This is a genomic window from Myxococcus xanthus (assembly GCF_006402735.1).
Lineage (GTDB): Bacteria > Myxococcota > Myxococcia > Myxococcales > Myxococcaceae > Myxococcus > Myxococcus xanthus_A.
In genome coordinates this window covers 7743993-7765376 of record NZ_CP017174.1, presented here as the reverse complement: position 1 = coordinate 7765376, position 21384 = coordinate 7743993, and the positions used below count along the sequence as shown (strand labels likewise).

The 21384-nt window shown below is 63.4% G+C and carries 13 protein-coding genes and 1 pseudogene; 6 read left to right on the top strand and 8 right to left on the bottom strand.

Annotated features, from left to right (window positions below; translation table 11 throughout):
- Nucleotides 1-141: 141 nt before the first annotated feature.
- Nucleotides 142-825, top strand: coding sequence for a GNAT family N-acetyltransferase (locus tag BHS09_RS31875; protein WP_140795163.1), 684 nt, complete (start codon nucleotides 142-144; stop codon nucleotides 823-825).
- A gap of 74 nt (nucleotides 826-899) precedes the next feature.
- Here the strand turns inward: BHS09_RS31875 and BHS09_RS31870 are convergent, their stop codons facing one another.
- The 8 genes from BHS09_RS31870 to BHS09_RS31835 all read right to left on the bottom strand — a co-directional run bounded on the left by BHS09_RS31870 (nucleotide 900) and on the right by BHS09_RS31835 (nucleotide 10642).
- Complete coding sequence (locus tag BHS09_RS31870) at nucleotides 900-2291, bottom strand: ammonium transporter (protein ID WP_140799897.1); 1392 nt, start codon at nucleotides 2289-2291, stop codon at nucleotides 900-902.
- Nucleotides 2292-2434: 143 nt separating this feature from the next.
- Entirely contained in the window at nucleotides 2435-2719 is a 285-nt protein-coding gene (locus tag BHS09_RS31865; protein ID WP_140799896.1) for a hypothetical protein, read from the bottom strand.
- A 363-nt stretch (nucleotides 2720-3082) separates the two neighbouring features.
- Nucleotides 3083-4186 (bottom strand): efflux RND transporter periplasmic adaptor subunit, encoded by a 1104-nt coding sequence (locus BHS09_RS31860; protein WP_140799895.1) that lies wholly within the window; start codon nucleotides 4184-4186, stop codon nucleotides 3083-3085.
- A gap of 1 nt (nucleotide 4187) precedes the next feature.
- Nucleotides 4188-7331 (bottom strand): efflux RND transporter permease subunit, encoded by a 3144-nt coding sequence (locus BHS09_RS31855; protein WP_140795159.1) that lies wholly within the window; start codon nucleotides 7329-7331, stop codon nucleotides 4188-4190.
- Nucleotides 7328-8761, bottom strand: a complete 1434-nt coding sequence (locus tag BHS09_RS31850) for a TolC family protein (protein ID WP_237079939.1) — start codon at nucleotides 8759-8761, stop codon at nucleotides 7328-7330. Before BHS09_RS31850 ends, BHS09_RS31855 begins: the two co-directional genes overlap by 4 nt.
- Before the next feature lie 222 nt (nucleotides 8762-8983).
- On the bottom strand, nucleotides 8984-9409 hold the full coding sequence (locus tag BHS09_RS31845; protein WP_237079938.1) for a hypothetical protein: 426 nt from the start codon (nucleotides 9407-9409) through the stop codon (nucleotides 8984-8986).
- A 161-nt stretch (nucleotides 9410-9570) separates the two neighbouring features.
- Complete coding sequence (locus tag BHS09_RS31840; RefSeq protein ID WP_140795158.1) at nucleotides 9571-10122, bottom strand: membrane protein insertase YidC; 552 nt, start codon at nucleotides 10120-10122, stop codon at nucleotides 9571-9573.
- On the bottom strand, nucleotides 10109-10642 hold the full coding sequence (locus BHS09_RS31835; protein WP_140795157.1) for an RNA polymerase sigma factor: 534 nt from the start codon (nucleotides 10640-10642) through the stop codon (nucleotides 10109-10111). Before BHS09_RS31835 ends, BHS09_RS31840 begins: the two co-directional genes overlap by 14 nt.
- An 887-nt stretch (nucleotides 10643-11529) precedes the next feature.
- On the opposite strand from BHS09_RS31835, the gene BHS09_RS39715 reads away from it, so the two are divergent.
- The 5 genes and pseudogenes from BHS09_RS39715 (at nucleotide 11530) to vioC (ending at nucleotide 21279) form a co-directional block, all read left to right on the top strand.
- Complete coding sequence (locus BHS09_RS39715) at nucleotides 11530-13950, top strand: hypothetical protein (protein ID WP_237079937.1); 2421 nt, start codon at nucleotides 11530-11532, stop codon at nucleotides 13948-13950.
- A gap of 718 nt (nucleotides 13951-14668) precedes the next feature.
- Nucleotides 14669-15022: pseudogene (locus BHS09_RS40435) on the top strand (transposase); the annotation flags it as partial.
- A 654-nt stretch (nucleotides 15023-15676) separates the two neighbouring features.
- Nucleotides 15677-16945, top strand: coding sequence for a flavin-dependent violacein biosynthesis tryptophan-2 monooxygenase VioA (gene vioA, locus BHS09_RS31820; RefSeq protein WP_140795156.1), 1269 nt, complete (start codon nucleotides 15677-15679; stop codon nucleotides 16943-16945).
- Between the two features lie 32 nt (nucleotides 16946-16977).
- Nucleotides 16978-19989 (top strand): iminophenyl-pyruvate dimer synthase VioB, encoded by a 3012-nt coding sequence (gene vioB, locus BHS09_RS31815; protein WP_140799894.1) that lies wholly within the window; start codon nucleotides 16978-16980, stop codon nucleotides 19987-19989.
- Nucleotides 19990-21279 carry an NADP-dependent violacein biosynthesis oxygenase VioC gene (gene vioC / locus BHS09_RS31810; RefSeq protein ID WP_140799893.1) on the top strand — a complete coding sequence of 430 codons (1290 nt, stop codon included), beginning with the start codon at nucleotides 19990-19992 and terminating at the stop codon, nucleotides 21277-21279.
- Nucleotides 21280-21384 lie beyond the last annotated feature (105 nt).

Below are 21384 nucleotides of genomic sequence, written 5' to 3'. Positions count from 1 at the left end.
GGCATTCCGGGGAAACTTCGCCCATTCCATCCTCCCACCCCCCCATGAGGCAACCCTCCTGATGTCGCGGCACACCCAGCCGGGTCGTAGCATGCGACGAGACTGGGCGTCCCACCGGCAGCCTGCTAAGGAGGCGGGCGTATGCCGAAGGCCAAGACTCCCAAACCCCCGGACTCACTCGAAGTCCGAGTGCGCCGCATCCACAGGCGGGACCTGAACCGGACCTGGGAGTTCCTCAAGCTCGTCTTCCGGGACGTGAACCGGGAGACGGTGGAGTACCAGCGGCCTCGCTCCAAGCGGCGATTCCTGGAGGTCTACACCTCGGAGTGGATCGAACAGCTCCTCTATGAGGTGGACGGTAGCATCGTCGGTTACTCGGAGTGCGCCTTCGAGGCCACCGGGGACGACAACTGGGTGAACCCCCGCTGGTTCGAGAAGCGGGGCATGCGGCCGCTCTTCGTGGAGGAGCTGGCGGTGCATCCGGACTACCAGGGGCGGGGCGTGGGCAGCTTCATGCTGGATCAGCTCCAGCACCTGGCCCGGACGCGAGGCTGCACGCACCTGGTCCTGGAGGTGGCGGAGAACAACGAGTCCGCCCTGACGTGGTACCGGACGCGGAGCTTCTACAAGCTGGATGCCGCCATCTTCATGGCGCAGAAGGTGCCCGGCGAACCAGACCTGCTGCCGCCGCGCCGGTTGAAGCGCCGGCAGAAGCCCACCGCGGAGGCGGGGACGCCCTCGACGGGCCCCATGCCGGAAACCGCGCCCACCCGGGCCGCGACACGCAAGGCGCGCGCGCCCGCGGCGAGGAAGAAGAGCAGCTGAGCCTGCTCAGGCTTCGAACGAGGCCGCCGCCCGGGGCTCCGAGCGGCGGCACGCGACACCTGCCTCGGTGAGGCTCAGGCGGGCTGAGGCAGGCTGGAGGCGTCCGACGCTGGCTCGGTGGCGACCGCCGTCGTCGCGGTGAGCGCGGACTGCGGCCCGGGGGCGATGATGGACTCGCCCACCGTCTCGCCGTGCTGGCTCAGGTCCAGGCCTTCTTCCTCGTGCTCGCGGGTGACGCGCAGCGGGACGATGCGGTCCACCAGCTTGTAGAGCAGGAACGAGCCGGCGAAGGAGAACACCGACACCAGCACCAGCGCCAGCATGTGCATCATGAAGGTGCGCGTCTCGCCGTGGATGAGGCCCACGTCCTTGGCCAGCACGCCCGTCAGCACCATGCCCACCACGCCGCCCAGGCCGTGGCAGGGGAAGACGTCCAGCGTGTCGTCAACCGATGTGCGGTTCTTGAAGTGCACCGCCGCGTTGCTCACGAAGCTGGCGACGAGGCCCACGACGATGCTCTGCCCCACGGTGATGAAGCCGGCCGCGGGCGTCACAGCCACCAGGCCCACCACCGCGCCGATGCACGCACCCATGGCGCTGGGCTTGCGGCCGCGCAGCCAGTCGAAGGCAATCCATCCCAGCATCGCCGCCGCGGACGCCGTGTTGGTGGTGGCGAAGGCCAGCGTGGCCAGCGACGAGGCCGACATCGCCGAGCCTGCGTTGAAGCCGAACCAGCCGAACCACAGCATGCCCGTGCCCAGCATCACGAAGGGGATGTTGGCGGGCGCGTGCGTCGTGTTCTCCACGTGCACCTTGCGGCGGCCCAGCACCAGCGCGCCGGCCAGCGCCGCGAAGCCCGCGGACATGTGCACCACCGTGCCGCCCGCGAAGTCGAGCACGCCCCACTGACGGAGGAAGCCCTCCGGGTGCCACGTCCAGTGCGCCAGCGGCGCGTAGATGACGAGCGTGAAGAGCACCATGAAGAGCACGTACGCCTTGAAGCGCACGCGCTCCGCGAACGCGCCGGTGATGAGCGCCGGGGTGATGATGGCGAACTTGAGCTGGAACAGCGCGAACAGCATCAAGGGGATGGTGGGCGCCAGGTCCGGGTGCGTCTCACCGCCCACGCCGCTGAACATGAAGAAGGTTCGCGGGTCGCCGATGAGCCCATGGAAGCTGTCGCCGAAGCACAGACTGAAGCCCACCATCACCCAGATCAGGCTGATGACCGCCATGGCGATGAAGCTCTGCAGCAGCGTGGACACCACGTTCTTCAGCCGCACCATGCCGCCGTAGAAGAAGGACAGGCCCGGCGTCATCAGCAGCACCAGCGCGGTGGCTGTGAGGATCCACGCCGTGTCCGCGGTGTTGATGGGCCCCCCTTGCTTCAACTGCGCCGCCGGTTCGACCAGCAACCCCGCCACACCCACACCCACCAGAAGGGCCATCGCGAACCACTTCTTCATTGCGCCTCCACCCGGAAGACTGACGCAATGCAGTATGTGGCGGGTTCGCGTTAGATTCAATCCAGGTTGGGCTTAATCTGCACTTGGGAGAGTTAAAATGGTCTGGATTTAATCTAAATCAAGGCTGTCTGGCGGGCGGGGGCTCACTTCACCTGGATGCGCCCGTCCTTGATTTCCAGGTCTTCACCGCCCTTGAGGACCACGGTTCCCGCGTCCGTCTTCACGGAGCAGGGCCCGGAGCCCTGGATGGTGACGGAGGCCGTCTGGCTCTTGCTGAACGTCACCGACGTCTTCACGCCGCTACACACCACGGACCACGAGTGGTCGCGCGAATCTCGGTTGTAGTAGCGCACCGTCACCGCGGCCCACGCGGCGGAGGACGCGAGCAGGGATGCAACCAGTGTCACCGCGGCGAGCTTCGTCTTCATGCCTTCTTCCCTGAGTCAGGAGCGTTGGTGCCGCGCACACTGGAGCACGGAGTTGGTGCTTGTCCATGCCTCGCGCGTGACGGCAGCCCGAGTCATACGACGCGTCCCTGACAGTCGCGCGGACGGACAGGTGCTTTGCCTACGTACAAACCACCACGCCTCATCAGTGGGTGGGCGTGGGCAGGTCGGGAACGTTGGTGGCGCCCACGTCGGGCGCGCTCGGAACCCGTCAACGCGAGTGAGGCAGTGCGTTCGAGAGATTACTGCGCAGCTTCCTGTGAGGCGGAGAGCCGCGCGGGGTCGTTTATCCAGACGGTGGTAGGCGGGGCCTTCGCCGTGGCCTCCTGGCCGCCTGAGCGGAGCTCAGCCACCGGCAACGGCCATTCCCTCCTTCATCTCCTCCGACGCCTTCAACACGAGCACGTCTCCGGTCTCAATCGCGCCGAACACCTCGACCTTCTCGCCGGCACGCATGCCGCGCGATACAGGCACGCGCTTCGCCGCGCCATCCTGCACCCGCAGGACGTAGGTGCCCATTCCGCTCTCCACCAGCGCCGTCCGGGGAATCATGACGGTGGGGCCCTGCGAGGAGAGCGCAATGCTCGCGTCGGCGACCATCAAGGGCAAGAGCGCCCCGTCCGGGTTGTCGACGTCCGCCTCGATTCGCTCCGCGCGGAGTGCCGCGTCGAGCGCCCCCGCCCGCCGGGTGATTTGCGCGGAGAACTCGCGCCCCGGGAGCGCGCGTATGGTGAACTTCACTGTCTCACCCAGCTGGACATAGGGGCTGTACGCCTCTGGAATCGACACGTGGAGCCGAAGCTTCTGGACGGTCCGCACTACCAGCATCGGCTTGTGCGAGCCCCGGCCCGAGGGGCCCACGTAGGTTCCGAGCTCCACGTTCCGTTCCGTCACGACGCCGTCGAACGGTGCCCGCATCACCAGGTAGCTCCGCATGGCCAGCAGCTCGTCGTAGTGCGCCTTGGCGGCGACCACCTGTGCGGCATCCGCCTGCTCCTTCGCCCGCGCCTGGTCGACCGCGTCGCGGGCCACGGCACCCTCGGTCGCGCTGGTCCGCACGGTGCGCTCGTAGCTTGCCTTCGACGCGACATGGAGCGCCTCCATCGCGGCCCACCGCGCCCTGGCAGATGCGAGCTGCGCTTCAATCTCCGGCGCTTCGAGCGTCACCAACAGGTCGCCCTTCCTGACGACGTCGCCGATATCCACTCGGAGGTGCTTCACGTAGCTGTTGACCTTCGCGTACACGTCCACCGTCTGGTCCGCGACCAGCTCGGCCGGGAGTCGCAGGGTCGACGCCAGCCGGGATGCCTCGACCCGGAAGGTCTCAGTGGCTGCGCGCGCGGTGGGCACGGTGGCCTCCATGGAGGGCTCTGCGGTCCGGCAACCGCTCACACTCGCCAGCCCACCGAGGGTCAGCAGGATGCACCAGCGGTTCGCTCGTGTACGCATTTCAGACAACTCCCATGGCATGGTGTTCACTCTCCTCATCGGTAGGGTCAAGAGACCGGGACGTCGTAGGAACCGCGTCCTGCGCCCAGGCGAACGCGAGCGGCAGGCCGAACAGCACCATCAGCGTGGACGCGCTCAGTCCACCGAGCACTGCTCGTGCCAGGGGGGCCATCTGGTCGCCGCCCTCCCCATGCCCGATGGCCATGGGCAGCATTCCCGCGAGCATCGCCAGCGTCGTCATCAGGATGGGGCGCACGCGCAGCGATACGCCTTCGAGCGCGGCGAGGGGCGCGTTCGAGCCTGCCTTCCGGCGCTGCTCGGAGCTCGCGACCAGCAACACGCCGTTGGCGATGGAGACACCGACGGCCATGATGATGCCCATGTAGGACTGGAGGTTGAGCGTGGAGCCGGTGAGTCGCAGGGAGATGACCGCGCCCAGCACGACGGCCGGCACCGCCGTCAGGACCACGGTGGCCAACCGGAACGACTGGAAGCTGGCCGCGAGCAGCAGGAAGACCACCAGGACCGCGACCATCAGCCCGTTCGCGAGGCTGCGCAGGGTGTCGTCGAGGACGACGGAGAGCCCCGCCATCTGCACGTTGACGCCCTTGGGCAGCTCGCCCATGGATGCAATCGCCGCCTGCACGTCGCGCCGGGCCTGCGCCAGGTCCTTGCCGTGGACATTCGCGGTAACCGAGGCGAACGCCATGGTCCCCAGGTTGTGCGTCTCCCCGTACGCGATGCCAGGGGTGATGGTCGCCACGTCCCCGAGGACGGGGCGGCTCGCATTCTTCAACAGCGGCACCTGCGCCAGGTCCTGCTCGCTGTTCAGCTCGCTCGCGGGCGTCTGGACCTGCACGTCGTAGGCGATGCCCATCATGCCCTCGACCCACATGTTCTTGGACGTGTAGCGCGAGGACGACGTGGACGCGGTCAGGGAGCGCGTGACGTCCTGCATGTCGATGCCCAGCTGGGCCGCGCGAATCCGGTCCACCTCCACGTTCAGGGCCGGATAGCGCAGCGACTGCTGCACCTGCTGGTCTCGCAGATAGGAGATACCCCGGAGCTTCTCGAGCAGCATCCCCGCGTATTTCTCGTTGACCTTCTTCTTCATCCCGGAGAACCGGACCTCGATGGGATACAGCGCTCCCTGACCGAGAATCTTCTCCGTGATTTCCACGGGCTCGAACGCGACCTGGACGTCTGGCATCACCTCGCGCACTCGCTGCCGGATGCGCTCCTTCAATGCGTCGATGTCGCCGACGCCGCCCTCGAAGGCGACCTGAAGGAGCGCCTCGTGGGGGCCCGCGTTGTAGAGATAGATGGGGCTGATGGCGAACGATGAAGGGTGCTGGCCCACGTAGGCCGAGGAGATTCGGACCTTCCCATCGCCCACGACTTCTTCGACGAGGCCCATGGCCTGGTGGACGACCTGCTCGGTCTTCTCGATTCGGGTTCCTTCCGCCGCGCGGAGCCGCATCTGGAGCTGGCTGGAGTTGACTCTCGGCAGCACGTCCTTGCCAATGCGCTGGAGCGAGACCACCGCCAGGACGATGAGGCCTCCCACGCCTGCCGAGACGAGCAACTTCCTGTGCGGCAGCATGCGCTCAATCACGCGGCGCACGCGCCCAGGGGAGGGGCTGGCGCCCTCACCGCCCGGGGGCGGGCCGTGCTGCTTGAGCATCCAGTTCGCCAGCACCGGCACCAGTGACTGCGAAAGCAGGAAGGAGACGACCATCGAGCACCCGATGGCCAGCGCGAGCGGCCGGAAGAGCGCCCCGGGGATTCCGCCCATCGTGAGGGCAGGCGCAAAGACAGCGAGGATGCACAGCAGGATGAGCAGCTTCGAGAAGGCGATCTCCAGGCACGCGTCCCACACCGCCACCGCCACCGCCTTGCCGCGCTGGAGGTGCTGATGGATGTTCTCGATGGTCACCGTGCTCTCGTCCACCAGGATGCCAACTGCGAGCGCCAGGCCGGCCAAGGTCATGATGTTGATGGTCTGGCCAAACAGCTTGAGGAACAGCACGCCGGAGATGATGGCGATGGGAATCGTGATGATGACGATGATCGCGGAGCGCACGTCACGCAGGAACAGCAGGACCATCAGCCCCGTCAGCACCGCGCCGAGCACGCCCTCCGCAATCAGCCCCTTCAGGGCCCCCACCACGTAGACGGACTGGTCGAACTCGTAGGAGATGTGGACGTCGTCGGGCAGGTTGCTCTGGATTCGGGGGATGGACTCCTTGAGCTGCTGTACCACGTGCACCGTCGAGGCATTCCCCGCCTTGGCGACGTTGAGATAGACGGAGCGCTTGCCGTTCACCAGGGCGTAGCCGGTGGCGATGTCGGCACCGTCCTTCACGGTCGCGACATCCCGGACGTAGACGTTCGCCACCGAGCCCTTGAGGAGCGGGATGTTCCCGAAGTCCTCCACGGCGCGAAGGGTGCTGTTGGTCGGCGTGATGTAGGTCATGTCGCCGACGTGGACGTTCCCGGAGGGAGCCGTCACGTTCTGGCGAGCGATGGCCTCCACGACCTGTTCGGGCGTGAGGTTGTGCACGCGCAGCTTCTCAGGCTCGATGTTGATTTCAACCGTGCGCGGGCTGCCGCCGAACGGGGGCGCCGTCGTGAGGCCGGGGATGGAGATGAGGAACGGCCGCGCGGTGAAGTTGGCGATGTCCTGGAGCTGGTTGTTGGTCTTGCTCTCGCTGCGGAACACTAACTGACCCACCGGCTGCGACGAGGCATCGAAGCGGATGATGAAGGGGGGAGGCGCGCCGGGGGGCAGGAACACCTGGGAGCGATTCGAGAGCGCGTTGATCTCCGCGACCGCTTGCCCCATGTCGGTGCCTTCGTAGAACGAGAGCTTCATCAGGGTCAGGCCCTGGGAGTTCTTCGTCTCGATGTTCTTGATGCCGTTCGTGAACAGCATCATGTTCACGTACATCTTCGTGAAATACCCCTCCATCTGTGCCGGCGTATACCCGTTGAAGGTATGCGCGATGTAGACGACAGGGAGGTTCATCTCCGGCAGGACGTCGACCTTGATGTCTCCGGCCGCACGCACACCAAAAAAGACCATGGCGACGACCAGCACGAGGACGGTGACGGGCCTTCGTAGGGAGACCTTCAGGATGCTCATTGCTTCTTCACTCCACGGACCTGCTGCAGGAATTCGTTGAGGTCACCGGCCGCGGCCGACTTGAGGAGAAGGGCTTGCCAGATGCCGTTCTGGGCGAGCTCGAGGTCGACCTCGCCCCGGGTCGCGGAGAAGGTCGCCTGGGTGAGTTCGACAATCGTCCCGAGCCCACTGTCGTAGCGGGCCTTGCTCTGCTGGAACCCCTCCGCGGCGGCGTCCCGTTGCAACACGGCGTGGTGGGTCACCTCTCGCGCCAGGGAGAACTTGTGCTCGGCGAAGCGGGCCTGGGCAACCAGCTCCTGGGTGGCCAGCTCCTGCTCCTGGTGGAGCGCGCGGGTACGCGCGTCCCGCGCTGCCTCGCTGGAGAAGCTGCGCAGCACGGAGGCCAGGTTCCAGCTCAATCCCAACCCGACAATGGTGTTGCCCCGATCGATGCCTACCCCGTCGAGGTACCCACTCGAGAACGCGCCCGGGTCCTGCGCGTAGTTGGAGCGAAAGCCCGAGCCGCGCCCCTGCAACATGCCGAAGGCGAAGAGCGTGGGCAGGCCCTCGGCCGCGGCCACCTTCTTCTCCTGCTCGCCGCGGAGGACCTGCCCTTCGTGCACCGCGAGGACGGGGTGCCCGGGCGCGACGTGCGCTGGCTCGCCGGGCTCGGGCGTCGACTGGTGGAACGTCGGCTCGAGCTGGAACTCGCGAAACGGAACGCCCATCAGGACCGCAAGCTCCTTCGACGCCTGGAGCTCGGCGTCATAGGCCTTGAGCTGGAGGGACCTGGCGCTGGCGAGTTCGGCGCGCGCGAAGGAGACATCCACCCCGGGGACCAATCCGTTCTCGGCGTGGCTCTGGACGGACTCGAGCACGACCTCGAAGCGCGCCACGCTCTGCTTCTGGATGTGGGTGATGCGCTGAGCGGTCGATAGGTTGAGGTACGCGTGGGTGACGCGAACCCCATGCTGGAACCGCGCGAGCTCGAGCTCGCGCTGTTTCAGTTCGTGCGTCCTCTCCGACAGCTCAATCTGCCGGTCGAGACGGCCGAAGGTGGAGACGTTCCAGTGGACGAGCACCGAGTACAAGGCGCCGAACGCCGCGTTCCAGTTCTGCTCCGGCAACGGGAGACTGGTCGATGCATTGGAGGGGCCGCCAGGAGAATAGAGCGTCCCATGCAGGGCATTCACGGTGCCGAATGTCTGCTGCGCCGACAGCACGACGTCGGGGAGATAGGCCTTCCGGGTGTATGACACATCATGCTCGGCCGCGTCGCGACGAGACTGCTTCGCGCGGATGTCGCCGTAGTTGTGAAGCGCGGTGTCCAATGATTCGCGCAGGGTCAGCGTTTGAGCCGAGGCTTCGGCCGGAGATAAGGCAACGGCGAGCACGGCGCCGAAGCCTGAAATGGCGGCGGCGCCACGCGAGAGCAATGCAAACCCGTACACGACATCTCCTTGATGATTCACGCACAGCGACGAAGTTCGCCGAGCCAGCCGTCCGCGGATGCGTGCGAGCGAATTGGCTGACTCGACGTGTTCCTAGGCGCGTCAGGAGTGGAGCGTGACACCTTGAGCGTCGTTGGGGGCCGACGGGGGCAGCGCTGGGGGCTCACGAGGCCGCCCGCGCCATTCGTGGGCCGCGTCCGGGACTTCCCGGCGGGGGTAGAACTACCGGGACGCCCCCGCAGCCTGACGTGAGTAGGCGGCGAAGGTCTGGTCGTTCTCGAAGTAGAGCGCGGAGTTGTCCTGGGTGACGCCGATGACGGCCGTCGCCTTGTCCACGGGCCGCTGACTCACCGGGTCCGTCGCGGTCCGGAACGTCGCGTCATTCGCGAGCCGGTCCTTGCACATCTCGCAACAGCCGTAATACGTGCGCCCGCTGACCTCGACCGGTATCTGTGGCCGGCCCATGTGCTGGTCGTTCACCATGCAGACAAGGCTGCGGTCCGTGACGCGGGTGAGGTGGCCTTGCTGCCCCGCACTCTGTTCAGGGACTGGAGGCGCTGGCGTCATCTTCATGGCGGGCGCGGCCTGCTGCGTACAGGCCCCCGTGAGCATCATCAGTCCCACTACAGTCCAGATATTGGCTCTCATCGTCATGTCTCCCTTTGAAGGGTCTCCGCCAAGCCGGAGTTCACGATTCTCGAGCGGCCGAACGCCTCCATGACCTAGCGGAGGCCCGCGCTCCGAGGGAAATTCGGGGCGATGGTGCGAGTCCGCGCCTCGGCGAGCGTTCGAGAATCAATAGCGTTTGTTCAGGAGGCTTTCTGGCCGAAAACGCGACGCAAGAGGCCAGGAACAATCCCTGCTCCGAAGCCCATGCCAAGGCCGACGACACCCGATGTGCCCATGCACGCGCAGCCCATGGCGCCGGTAAGGAGCGCGAGCCCGGAGGCGGAGACCCAGAACCAGGGGCCCGCGCGACGCTGGAAGCTGACCCCCGACACGGCCATTCCCGCGATCACACCGCCGAGCACACATGCTGGGAGGCACAGGGAGGAGCAGTTGGCTGTGCCACAGGTGTGCAGGGCGCCGGTGCCGAGCGCGAGCGCGAGCGGGACGAGCCCCGCGATGACGCCAGGCAGGAACGCCTTCTGCGGATCGCGGCCATGCCAGAGCATCATCGCACCCATCAGCGCTGTCGCCAGGCCGAACGTGAGAGGTGGCGCGGGCCGGCTCGCGAGAAGGGTGGCAATCGCGGTGACGACGACAATCGGGAGTACGCCCACGAGCGCGCGTCGCAGCCTCGCGAGCTCGTAGGTCCGGCGCACCCGTCGTTGAAGCAGTTGGATGTCAGTCGAGCCCATAGAGCCTCCTGAAGGTCTTTCGGAGCCGGTCCAGTGCGCGCTCACGGCGCTTTCGCAGCGTGGCGCCAGAGACCGACGCGGCCTCGTCCCAGAACGTGGCGATGAGCACCTCGCGGTCCAACTCGGAGAGCTCTCCCAGGGCGGCCATCGCGGCGGTGGTCAGGTCCCGCTGGAGGAACTCCTCCTCCGCGTGAGGTCCGGCGCACGAGGGGATGGCGTCCGTGTGGGATTCGCGCCGGCGTTCTCGGCGGCGCGCCAGGGTCCGGCACTCCCAGCCCGCGATGGCGAGAGCCCAGGGCATCGCCGGACGGGTCTTGTCGAAGTCGGAGGCGCGTTCGAGAATCTTGTGCATCGCTTCCTGGCCGGCGTCAGCGGCGTCTGCTTCGTTCCTGAGCAGGCTCAGGCATAGCTTCTGGATGGGGCCCCAGAGCAACTCGAAGACACGCGTGAACGCGACCCGGTCGCCCTCGGCGAGCCGAGCCATCAGCGCATCGAGTTCCGAGACCGTGCGCACGTTCATGCTGAATGCTTCCGGTTCAGGCCCGCACCTCGAGAGAAGTCACCCTGTTCCCCTGTGAATCGGTCAACCCAGCGGCATCGGGGCACGAGCAGGCGCCCTCCGGCCCGCGCAAGCTACCTGTTCCTGGTCCGGCGCGAAGTCGACAAAGGTGTGCATCAAGAGGGTCCTCTGGGACGGGCCTCGCGCCGTCCTCGCCCCTTCTAGGCGGCACGGGCGAAGAGCGTGACAGGCCTTCGTTCCAATTCTCCGGCCATGGCGCAAGGCATCCCGCCACCCAGGCGCCATCCTGGCAGAGGCCCGGACCTTCCCTCCCAGGGCATCCAGGCCCCAGGCTGGGTGAGCGCCCCTGTGCCTAGGCGCTGGGGCACTGTCACGGAGGGTCGCGGTCGATCTCCTGCAGCGGTGTCGCCCGGCCTGCCTCTCCCTGTCAGGCGGGGGGGCATTCCAGCGCTCCTCGAAGTCCTTGCGCCCGCCGAGCAGCCCCCGGTTGGCGAAGTGCATCAGGCTCTAGAGGTCCACCAGTCGGCTCTCGATGGGTGTGCCGCTGAGCGCGAGCCGGAACTGGTTGCCTCGCTGACCTACCTGCCACCGCACGAACCTGGGTCGCGCCTCACGTCGCTTGCCCGGTCTCCCCGTTCACGCCGCGGGCCCCAGACGCAGTAGTGCTAATGCCCTTGGGGCGAGAGCGCCGAGCCAACGCCTCCGCCGGGTCCGCCAACGTCGACTCCCGAGATTTTTGGGACGCCGGTTGCCTTCCTCCCTCTCTCTCCTCGAGTGCAGAGGCAGACAGGCATCGACCCGAGCAGGACGTACCGCGCCTCCAATCACATGCATCGCGTCTGCCTCAGTCCGGACAAGAGGCATTCCCCGTCAAGAGGAGATATTCCATGGGTTCAGTGACAGCGGTCGGTTCTGGAGGGAAAGTAGACCCTGCCGAGGCACAGCGCCGAGCGGAGGAGGCCCGGCAGAAGGCAGAGGCAGCGCGGCTTGTCGCCGAGGCCAAGCGCAAGGCGGCGGAGACGGCCCGGGACAACCTGACGCAGGCCAAGCGTGACGCGGATTCCGCGCGACGACAGAAGACCGCGGCGGAGAAGGCCGTCGCTGACGCACGCAAGACCGCGGAGAGGCCCGGACAGCCCCCCGCGGAGGCGAAGAAGTCGAAGGAAGACCTCGCCGCCACCGAGAAGAAGCTCAAGGAGGCCACCGAGGCGTCCAAGATGGCGGCCCAGAAACTCCAGGACGTGGAGGAAAAGGCAGCCCTTGCCGCGAAGAGCGCCGAGGAGGCCATGCGCAAGGCGAACGCGTTGGCCGTCGAGGAGGGCAAGACGCCGCCCTACAGCCAGAAGGCCATCGACAAGGTCAAGCCGACGAAGAATGAGCTCGTCTCCGCCTTTGAGGGCACGAGCAGGAAGGCGGAGCTGGAGAAGCTGCTGGGCTTGACGCCCCCGCCACCGCAGGAAGTCATCCAGACGGCGGGGAGCGGCGAATCGCCTGGAGCTCCGTTCGACGCGATGGGCGCGAAGGACGACCCACATGCCCCGCTTGGGCAGACGTACTCGACCCCATCCTCCGATTCCATGCCTTCCGCTGGCAACAACCCAAACGTGGGCGCCCACGAGGGACAGAGCCGCGTCGAGCCCGAGAAGGGCACCACCTCCGCCGCGCCCACTTCCAACGCCACAGGCGCCCAGAAGGAAGTCCAGTCTGCGAAGGCCCGGCTCGACAAGGCGCGCGAGGCCACCCAGTCGAAGAGCGAGCGGCTGTCGAAGCTCCTGGCGAACTTCGGCCCGGCGCTCAACGACCGGCAAAAGGCTCAATTCATCCAGAAGTTCCAGCAATCCCCTGAGAACAAGGCAGCCTACGCGGAGGAGACGAAAGCGGCGGAGGCGCTCGCGGAGTCGCTGGACAAGCACCAGGCCACACTGGGTCAGGCCGCAGTCAAGGAGCCCCAGGCGCGCAAGGAACTCTACGAGGCGCTCAAGTCGCTCGCCAGTTCCCCTGCTTCCGCCAGGACCGTGGATGTAGTGGAGAAGCTCTTCAAGGACCCGGCGGTCGGGCGAGCCTTCAACGAGTTCAAGGACTTCGACAAGGAAGTCCTCCAGCCGGCCGCCAACGGGCTCGCTACCCGCATCCTGGCAGAGAACAATGGGAATCCGAAGAGCGCGATGGACGCGTTCCAGGAGAAGCTCACGTCGCTCGACAAGACCTTCGCCGACTTCGGCAAGCCGCTCTTCGACGCGAAGGACGGCGCGGCGCAGGCCACGATGGCCATCAACGCCCTGGAGGACGCAGCTAACGGCAATTACGACCATTTCAAGGCGCTCGGCAAGGACTTCGCAAACCAGAGCACCGGGCAGAGGCTGCTGACCGGCGGCCTCATCCTATTCAGCGCATACACTGGAGCGGCCAAGGCCAATCAGGGCGAGTACGTGGAAGCCGTGAAGGAGTTCGCCGGAGCAGGCAAGGGAACCGTGGAACTCGTGGCGGGAGTCACGCAGCGCCTTGTGGACCTAGGCCGCAACGCCGAGAACGGGGTGGTCCTCCGCCATGGAGGTAAGGCACTGGCTGCCTCGGAGTTCGCGCTGAGGTTCGCCCCAGGGCTCGGAGCTGTCGCTAGCGCCGCGTCCCTGGCTGTCAATGCACACAAGGCGGGAGAGACTGCCAACCCCGGCTATGCCGTGGCCCTCTTCGGTGACGCCATTGGCGTCCTCGGCGGCGCCGTAGGCGCGTTCCCAGGAGGGCAGGTGCCGGGCGCTGTCGCCAGCGGCATCGGCGCCGGCATCAGCGCGGTCGGGGAGCTGCTAGGCAACGTTATCGAGGAGAAGGGACTCGACAACGAGCGCCAGCGCCTGCTGGACCAGATTGACATCAAGGGCAAGCTCCAGGATGCCCTGATGAACGCGGGCGGTGACCGGCTCGACCTCCTCACGGAGAAGCTAGGGCTGAAACCCGACCAACTCCAGAACCTCATGCAGTCCTACCCGGAACTCACAAACGGCAGCATCGGGCTGGATCCCGAGCCCATTCCCGCCGTCGAGATGCTGGCCAAGAGCGGAGGGCTGAACGGCGACCAGCTCTACCAGTTGCTGGATGGGGTCATCGAGGAAGCGACCTCCCGGCATGGGAAGAAGGCGGAACTCGTGCTCGAGCCCTTCTTCCGGACGCTGCGGAACAACCCGGCGCAGAACCGGGAAGGGCTGAAGCAGTTCTTCGACTCCCTGGCCAATGACAAGAACATTGACCCGGAGTTCAAGGTGCTGTGGCAGGAGGCCTCACGCATCCTGAATGGGTTCCAGGCAAAGGGCTGAGCGAAGGCCCGCCCCTCACCGCAGGTGCTCGGCTTCACCGGAATGCCTGCTCGGCATCCCCGGAATCGGTGCTCGACATGCCCCGGAACACGCACAACAGCCGCACCGACTTGCGGCTGTAGCCTGGCGTCATGACGAACATGCGCGTGCGCCGGTATTTCCCCCGTCTCCGGGTGGCGCACCATGGGCCCCTCCCCATAGTCAACCTGGACTTCGTCGCCCGGCGCCGTGTGGATGACGGCCTTGGCCTCCGGGCCCTGGCTGTCGCGCAACGCCCGGACGAAGCGGCGCACGTTGATGTAGCTGCCCGTGTATCCCTGCGTGTCGCCGAGCTCCTCGTAAGATGGCGCGCCCGTTGCGGCCCACCTCCGGCCGCTGCCGCACCCACTCGACGTAGGGCGCGACGATGCTCGCCGATACGTGCCGGACTCCGGCTCGGCTGCGCGGCATGGAGTCGGTGGTCCCCTCATTGGCCGGTCTTGGGTGACCACTAGGCTTCTTGGGCTTTGGCGCAGGCAACAGAGGCGCCACACGCTGCCAGAATGCGTCGGAGACAAGCTCTCGGGCCATGCCCCAAGAGGTGGGCATGGTCAGCTCGAACGACCAGCTCAGGCCTCTCATTTGTTAGGCGCTGTTGACAACATTCTCCTAGTACTACCTGGTCAGTTGTGCCAGTGGGCGAGAATGATCTACTCCATGGACCATGACGCCCACGCAGATGCGTAAGCTCGATAGGAGCTGCACGAGTACTTCGAGTCGATGGTGGAGGGACTGGGCCGACTGGAGCGGTGCCAGGCCCTGGAGTTGTACCTGACCGGCCTGCTGTTGGACGTGGAGCGCAAAGCGTGGAGCCCATGCCGGGCGACTGGTTGAGGACGTCCGCCGGCGAGAGGCCGTGCGGCAGCGTCTGCAGCAATGCGTATCGCTTGCCGACTGGAGCGACAACGAGTTGCGTCGACGGTTGGCACTGAAGCTAGAAGCGGACCAGCCGGAGGTTGAAGCGCTGGTGGTGGACGACACGGGCGCTCCAAAGAAGGGGGAGCACTCGGTGGGGGTGGCTCGCCAGTACTCCTACCGGAGGCGTGGACTCGCAGCCGCAAGCGATGCAAGGCCGCGGGCGTCCCCTGCGAAACCAGCCGACTCCGACGGGGGAGACGGCATGAAGCAGATAGCTCGGAAGCGATGCGACCCGGTAGTCAATGCCCGTATGGCACCGAAGATGAGGAGTGCCAACGCCGGTGAAGAATGAGCCATCCTCTGGCATTGGTTGTGCTTCTAAAATCATGAGCGGCATCACCAAACTCCTGGTTGCCAGGCATCCATGCACGTACACCTACAACGGAGAGCACTTGAGATGAGCGAGTGAACGCGCCGAGATTTTGGTGGAGTTCAAGGATCGATGGAGGACGCAGGCTAAAGGCCTGAAGCCAACGAACGACGCAGCCCCCTGCGAGAATGCCCCAATGGGATGCATCCTCTCCAGGGACGCAGACGCAGAGGTCGGCCGAAAGATCCAACAGGCACCGACTCTCAAGAGATTTTCGCTGTAACAGGCATCGTCATGGAACAAGTGACGTGAGCCTGCCGATGCCGTGCTTCTCCCCGCGGCACGACGACACAGCTCCATTCAAATCCTCGTCGGTTGGATCCCAATGGCCGAGCGGTGATTTCGCTCAGAACGATGAGGGTTCACCCCAGCGCTCCCTCCTCTGTCCAAGAGTTTGAGATGAAACACCACTCGGATATCTGCATTGTAGGCGCCGGAATCGGAGGACTAACCTGCGCAACCCAGTTGGCAACCTCCCCACTGAGCAACAGCCTATGCATCAGAGTGTTTGATTTGAATGCCAGCGTGGGAGGCCGCATCCTGTCAAGAAAACTTGACGGTGGGGAAATCACCGAACTGGGCGCCGCTCGCTACTCGCCGCAACTGCATCCACGCTTCCAGGCGCTCATGCACTGTTTCCAACATCAACATGAGGCCTACCCATTCACTCAGGCCATATTTCAAGACAACGTGCAAGGAAAGCTGAAAACGACCTTGCTCAGCTTGCTCTCCATGCTGGAAGCTCATCCCCACGACTCATTCCTGGATTTCGTCAGCCAATATCAAGGAGAGGATGAGGCCAGGAAAATCATCAAGGCCATGGGGTATGACGCCCTACTTCTGCCAATTGTCTCCGCGTCCATGGCTTACAGCATCATCAAGATGCACCCGGAAACGCAAGGCCTGATTGACGACGCAAGCAACCAATGGCGCTATGCACCGGATGGCTACGGCCAGTTGCTGGCGCGGCTTCAGTGCCAGGCACAGGCTGGCCGGGTCGAGTTTCGGATGGAGCACCGATTGCTCTCCATTTCGCGATGTGGAGATAGATACGTCCTCACCTTCAGTCATAAAGGCAACACGCAAATACATCGAACGCGCCACCTCATATTGGCCATTCCACCCTCCGCCATGACACGGCTCAATCTCGGCTTTCCCACCAACTGGAGTCCTTGCCAATATGGCTCTCTACCCTTGTTCAAGGGATTTTTGACATTCAATAGCGCCTGGTGGCGAGACTGTCAGCTGGCAGACAAGGTCCTGGTGGTCAATAACCCCCTGAGAAAAATCTACTTCAAAAGCGAAAAATACGTACAATTCTACACCGACGGCGAAAACGCGACTTATTGGCGGGACTGTCTGGAGCAAGGCGAGGACGTTTATTTGAATAGGGTACGCGCCTGCATGGAACAGGTTCTACCCCTCGGTGGCAAGCCCCTACCTTCCATCAAGGACCATTTTCACAAGCATTGGCCACATGGAGTGGAGTTCAGTCTGAAATCCACGGCCGATCAGCCCAACGCCTTGCTTCTTCGCGATGGTGTCATCGCCTGCTCAGATGCCTACACGTCGCATGGCGGCTGGATGGAAGGTGGACTGCTCAGCGCGCATCAAGCAATTCAGCTAATGCTGGAACAGCTCACCAGCGCTTCAAAGAATCGGGCTTAACAAAGCCCTCACAGCACCTCTTGTCGAACGCCATGAGTATTCTCCATTTTCCTCGGCTTTATTTTCGAGGCTTTGCTCGCGCCAATGTTCCAACCGCGAATCGAAACACGCATGGCCAGATCGACATTGCCACCAATACCGTCTTCATGGAGGGCGCTCCGTTTGATCTTCGCCGGGCGCCATCCGAATTTCATGAGCATCTGAAACAGCTGGCGCCCAGATTCGACGCGGAGGGGAGGCCGGACTCTGGAGGAATCTTTAGCGAGGCAGCCGGCTATAATTTCTGCGGAAATAATCACTTCTCCTGGGAAAACGTCAGGATCACGGGAGTACAACTGCAGGACGGAGACATCGACACAAGCGACAGTCTGGTGGGGGGGCAATTAGCGCTCTGGGGACACTACAACGAATACCTTCGCACTACGTTCAATCGCGCCAGATGGGTGGACAACAATCCCAGCCAGGCCGACACCACCTTGATATACGCCGGCCAGTTGACGCTGAGCGACAAGCACGCCACGCCTCACACTCCGTCTTTGCTCACGGCGAGAATTCCGCGTGCTCATTCCGTTCGCTGGGTGGGGACAGGGCATGTCGTCGAGCGCAGCGACCATTTTCTCGCCGAAGAATTCACCCGCTCGCGGCTGTTTCAATTTTCCATCTCAAAAAAAGACACCCAGTTCACACTCGATTCGAAAGCCGCCCTATCCCTCGGCTTGCGTGCCGTACGGCAAGCGCTGGAAGACGAGGAGATACAGGGACTGACGGTCCAGTACGCCTTGTTCAACATGTCGACGCCGCGGGGGGCGGATTCACCTGTCTTTTATGATCTGGTTGGCACCGTTGGTTTATGGTGCCAGCATGAACTAGAAACCTATCCAACAGGACGTCTATTGTTGCCGCGCCAGCCCGGCCTGGGGCCGGTCGTGGTGAAAGTGCAGTCGGACCGGGTGTCTCTCAACATGCCGACCGCCGTTCCTTTCACTACCCGAAGCGCCCAGCTCGTCTCAGATCAACATCCCACCCATGGCTTGGGCGGAAAACTGCCACTGGGGGACCTTGCACTACTCAGCCAGTCCGGCGCACTGATTGCCAGAATTCCTGAAAAGCTATATCTCGATTATTGGCGTCATCATGGCGTCCTAGACGTGCCGTTGTTGAACTCCGCCACTGGTTCGCTTCTCCTGACAGGCGCACAAGCACAGTGGAAAGAAGTCGATTGGGTGGTGCAGTCCGACAGCAATCACCTGTTTCTTGAGGCCCCCAACAAACAGAAGGACCAGGTCTTCCCGGAGACCATCACCGTGCAAAGCCGCCTCCGTGGCGAACTGGCATCGCACGCGGCGCTGGCAGTGCAGGCTGAAGCCTCCAACATGCTGACCGCGCACCTGTCTCCTTCGACACAGGGGGCTGGCTATGCACAACTCACCCTCACGGGCCAACGTCCTGGAGCGACTCGCGTTGAACTGAGAGCGGGACAAGACAGCCAGTTCATTGGCGTCAGGGTATTGCCCGACGACTGGCACCTGGATGAGGTCCCCGCCGAGCAGGTGGACTATGCATTCTTGTATCAGCACGTCATGGGCTATTACGAACTGGTATATCCCTTCATGGCGAACAAGGTGTTCAGCCTGGCGGACCGCTGCAAATGCGAAACGTATTCCCGACTGATGTGGCAGATGTGCGATCCGCTCAACCGGGACAAAAGCTACTACATGCCAAGCAGCAGGGAACTATCCCTACCCAAGTCCAAGCTGTTCCTGAAATATCTGACGCACATCGAAGCCGCCTCCAGGACTTCCCTTCCTGAGTCTCCTGGACCGCAGCCGATCGGCTGTAAGGCCCATTTAGTCAAGGAATTGAAGAGAGCGATCGATCTGGAGCTATCCCTGCTGCTTCAATATCTGTATGCCGCCTACTCCATACCCAACTACGAACAAGGACTCAAGCAGGTTCATGCGGGCCGTTGGCGGATGGCCGAGTTAGAGCTGGCCTGCGGCTCCGAGGATAGGCGCCGCAACAGTGGTATGCGCGGTACGTTGCTGGAAATCGCGCATGAAGAAATGATTCATTATCTGGTGATGAATAATGTGCTGATGGCCTTGGGCGAACCCTTCCATGCTGGCACGCCCATGTTGGGAGCGCAGGCGCGGCTCCATTTTGGTCTGGATACTGAGTTTTCCTTTGAGCCCTTCTCAGAGCATGTGCTCGCTAAATTCGTTCGTTTTGAATGGCCTGGCCATATCCCCGCGCCAGGAAAATCCATCGCGGATTTCTACACCTCGATTCGCCAGGGGCTTCGTGAGCTGCCGGACTTGTTCGACACCGGTCCCGGCAAACGCGGCGGGGAACACCATCTCTTCTTGAATGAGCTGACAAACGAGAGATTTCCAGGATATCAGCTGGAGGTCTTCGATCGGGACAGCGCGATCTTCTCCATTGATTATGTCACGGAGCAGGGAGAGGGGGTCGCGGTCGACTCCCCATATTTTGAGTCCTCGCATTTCCAAAGACTGCGCCGCATGGCATCCCGATTCAGCGCTCAAGAGAAACCGTTCGAGCCGGCCGTGCCGGCATTGAGGAATCCGGCCCTGGAGCCACGTGAGAATTGTGTCCAGGTACTGAACGAGAGAGCCAGATCGCTGATGGTCCTTTATCAAGGGGGGCATGAATTGATGATTTCATTGATGACTCATCATTTCGCGCAAAGACCGCTGAGCAGCTTGCGTCGCTCCCGCTTGATGAATGCCTCAATCGACATCATGACGGGCCTGCTGCGCCCTTTGTCGATCACCTTGATGAATACGCCGTCCGGCCTGCCTGGGCGCAATGCCGGACCGCCAGTGCCCGAGCCAGTCAATGGCCCGATCAGCAGCGACTACGCTTCGGGATGCCATATGCTGGCTCAGAAATGCCTGACGTTGGCGCGATTGGCCCGCAGTCTTGGCGCGGACCTCGTCGGCGTGGCACAGATAGAAATGTTGGAATTCTTCAATCGTCAACTGAGCGATTTGGCCCAGGGGAATATTTCGAGAGAGGCCTGAATGCACAAAGCCATCATTGTGGGCGGTGGACTTGCAGGCAGTCTGACCGCCATCTATCTAGCGCGGCGTGGGTACGACGTTCATGTCGTCGAAAAAAGGAGAGACCCACTGCAAAACACCGTCTCTGCCCTGGAGATGACCAACTCGCGCGCCATCGGCGTCAGTATGACCGTCAGGGGCATCAAGGCAGTCCTGAGGGCTGGGATTGCCCCACAAGAACTGGAGCTATGCGGCGAACCAATAGTTGGCATGGCTTTCTCCGTTGGCGGAAAGTACAAGATCCGCGAGCTCACTCCGTTCGAGGGGCTATCCCCTTTGTCTCTGAATCGATTGGCGTTTCAAAAGCTGTTGAACAAGCACGCCGCCCTTCACGGCGTGAAGTATAGCTTCGAATGCAGATGCCTAAGTGTCGATCTGGAGAAGAAGTCCGTCCTCGTCCAAGAAGACGACGGTGGGTTCCAGCACCATCGAGGGGATTTGATCATCGGCGCGGATGGCGCACACTCTGCGGTACGCCAGTCCATGCAGAGCGGCCTGCGGCGCTTCGAATTCAAACAAACCTTCTTCCGCCACGGCTACAAGACGCTGGTCCTTCCCAATGCCGCGGAACTGGGCTATCGGAAGGACCTATTGTATTTCTTTGGTATGGACTCCAAGGGTCTTTTCGCCGGTCGCGCGGCAACCATTCCCGGTGGCAGCATCAGCTTTGCAATTTGTTTACCATATACTGGTGCCCTTAGCTTGGCGACGCAAGATGGAGATGCAATGCGCGCCTTCTTCAATCACTATTTCGGCGGCCTGCCGCCCACCCGTCGGAAAGAAATGCTGGAACAGTTCATGACACTGCCCAGCAACGACCTCGTCAATGTTCGCTCCAGCACTTTTCACTATCGTGGGAACGCGTTGCTGCTTGGCGATGCGGCGCATGCCACCGCGCCCTTCCTGGGCCAAGGCATGAACATGGCTCTGGAAGATGCCTATGTCTTCGCCACCCTGCTGGACAAGCACGCCGATGACCTTGACGTCGTGCTCCCGGAGTTCACCCGCCAGCGCAAGGTGCAGGCGGATGCAATGCAGGACATGTCCATCGCGAACTACGAGGTGCTGAGCAATCCAAGCTTCATCTTCTTCTTGCGGACCCAATATGCTCGCTACATGCATAAAAAATTTCCGAGCCTCTATCCGCCGGACATGGCGGAGAAGCTGTATTTCGATTCGATCCCTTATGACGAACTGCAACAAATTCAGCAGAAGCAGAATGCGTGGTATAGACTTGGAAGGATGAACTAGCCGAGAAGCTCTTTCTCAAGGTCGACGGCACAGGTCATGAAGTTCATACGTGAGGACTTGCGTTATCACGCCGAGCCGACAAGAGGTGCGGCTCCAAGGTCCTCG

What these genes read in the sequence shown, in the direction of transcription:
- BHS09_RS31870 (WP_140799897.1), bottom strand. Translation starts at nt 2,291, where the DNA reads ATGAAGAAGTGGTTCGCGATGGCCCTTCTGGTGGGTGTGGGTGTGGCG.
- BHS09_RS31835 (WP_140795157.1), bottom strand. Translation starts at nt 10,642, where the DNA reads ATGAACGTGCGCACGGTCTCGGAACTCGATGCGCTGATGGCTCGGCTC.
- BHS09_RS31860 (WP_140799895.1), bottom strand. Translation starts at nt 4,186, where the DNA reads ATGCGTACACGAGCGAACCGCTGGTGCATCCTGCTGACCCTCGGTGGG.
- BHS09_RS31875 (WP_140795163.1), top strand. Translation starts at nt 142, where the DNA reads ATGCCGAAGGCCAAGACTCCCAAACCCCCGGACTCACTCGAAGTCCGA.
- BHS09_RS31855 (WP_140795159.1), bottom strand. Translation starts at nt 7,331, where the DNA reads ATGAGCATCCTGAAGGTCTCCCTACGAAGGCCCGTCACCGTCCTCGTG.
- BHS09_RS31865 (WP_140799896.1), bottom strand. Translation starts at nt 2,719, where the DNA reads ATGAAGACGAAGCTCGCCGCGGTGACACTGGTTGCATCCCTGCTCGCG.
- BHS09_RS31845 (WP_237079938.1), bottom strand. Translation starts at nt 9,409, where the DNA reads ATGAGAGCCAATATCTGGACTGTAGTGGGACTGATGATGCTCACGGGG.
- vioA (WP_140795156.1), top strand. Translation starts at nt 15,677, where the DNA reads ATGAAACACCACTCGGATATCTGCATTGTAGGCGCCGGAATCGGAGGA.
- vioC (WP_140799893.1), top strand. Translation starts at nt 19,990, where the DNA reads ATGCACAAAGCCATCATTGTGGGCGGTGGACTTGCAGGCAGTCTGACC.
- BHS09_RS31840 (WP_140795158.1), bottom strand. Translation starts at nt 10,122, where the DNA reads ATGGGCTCGACTGACATCCAACTGCTTCAACGACGGGTGCGCCGGACC.
- BHS09_RS39715 (WP_237079937.1), top strand. Translation starts at nt 11,530, where the DNA reads ATGGGTTCAGTGACAGCGGTCGGTTCTGGAGGGAAAGTAGACCCTGCC.
- vioB (WP_140799894.1), top strand. Translation starts at nt 16,978, where the DNA reads ATGAGTATTCTCCATTTTCCTCGGCTTTATTTTCGAGGCTTTGCTCGC.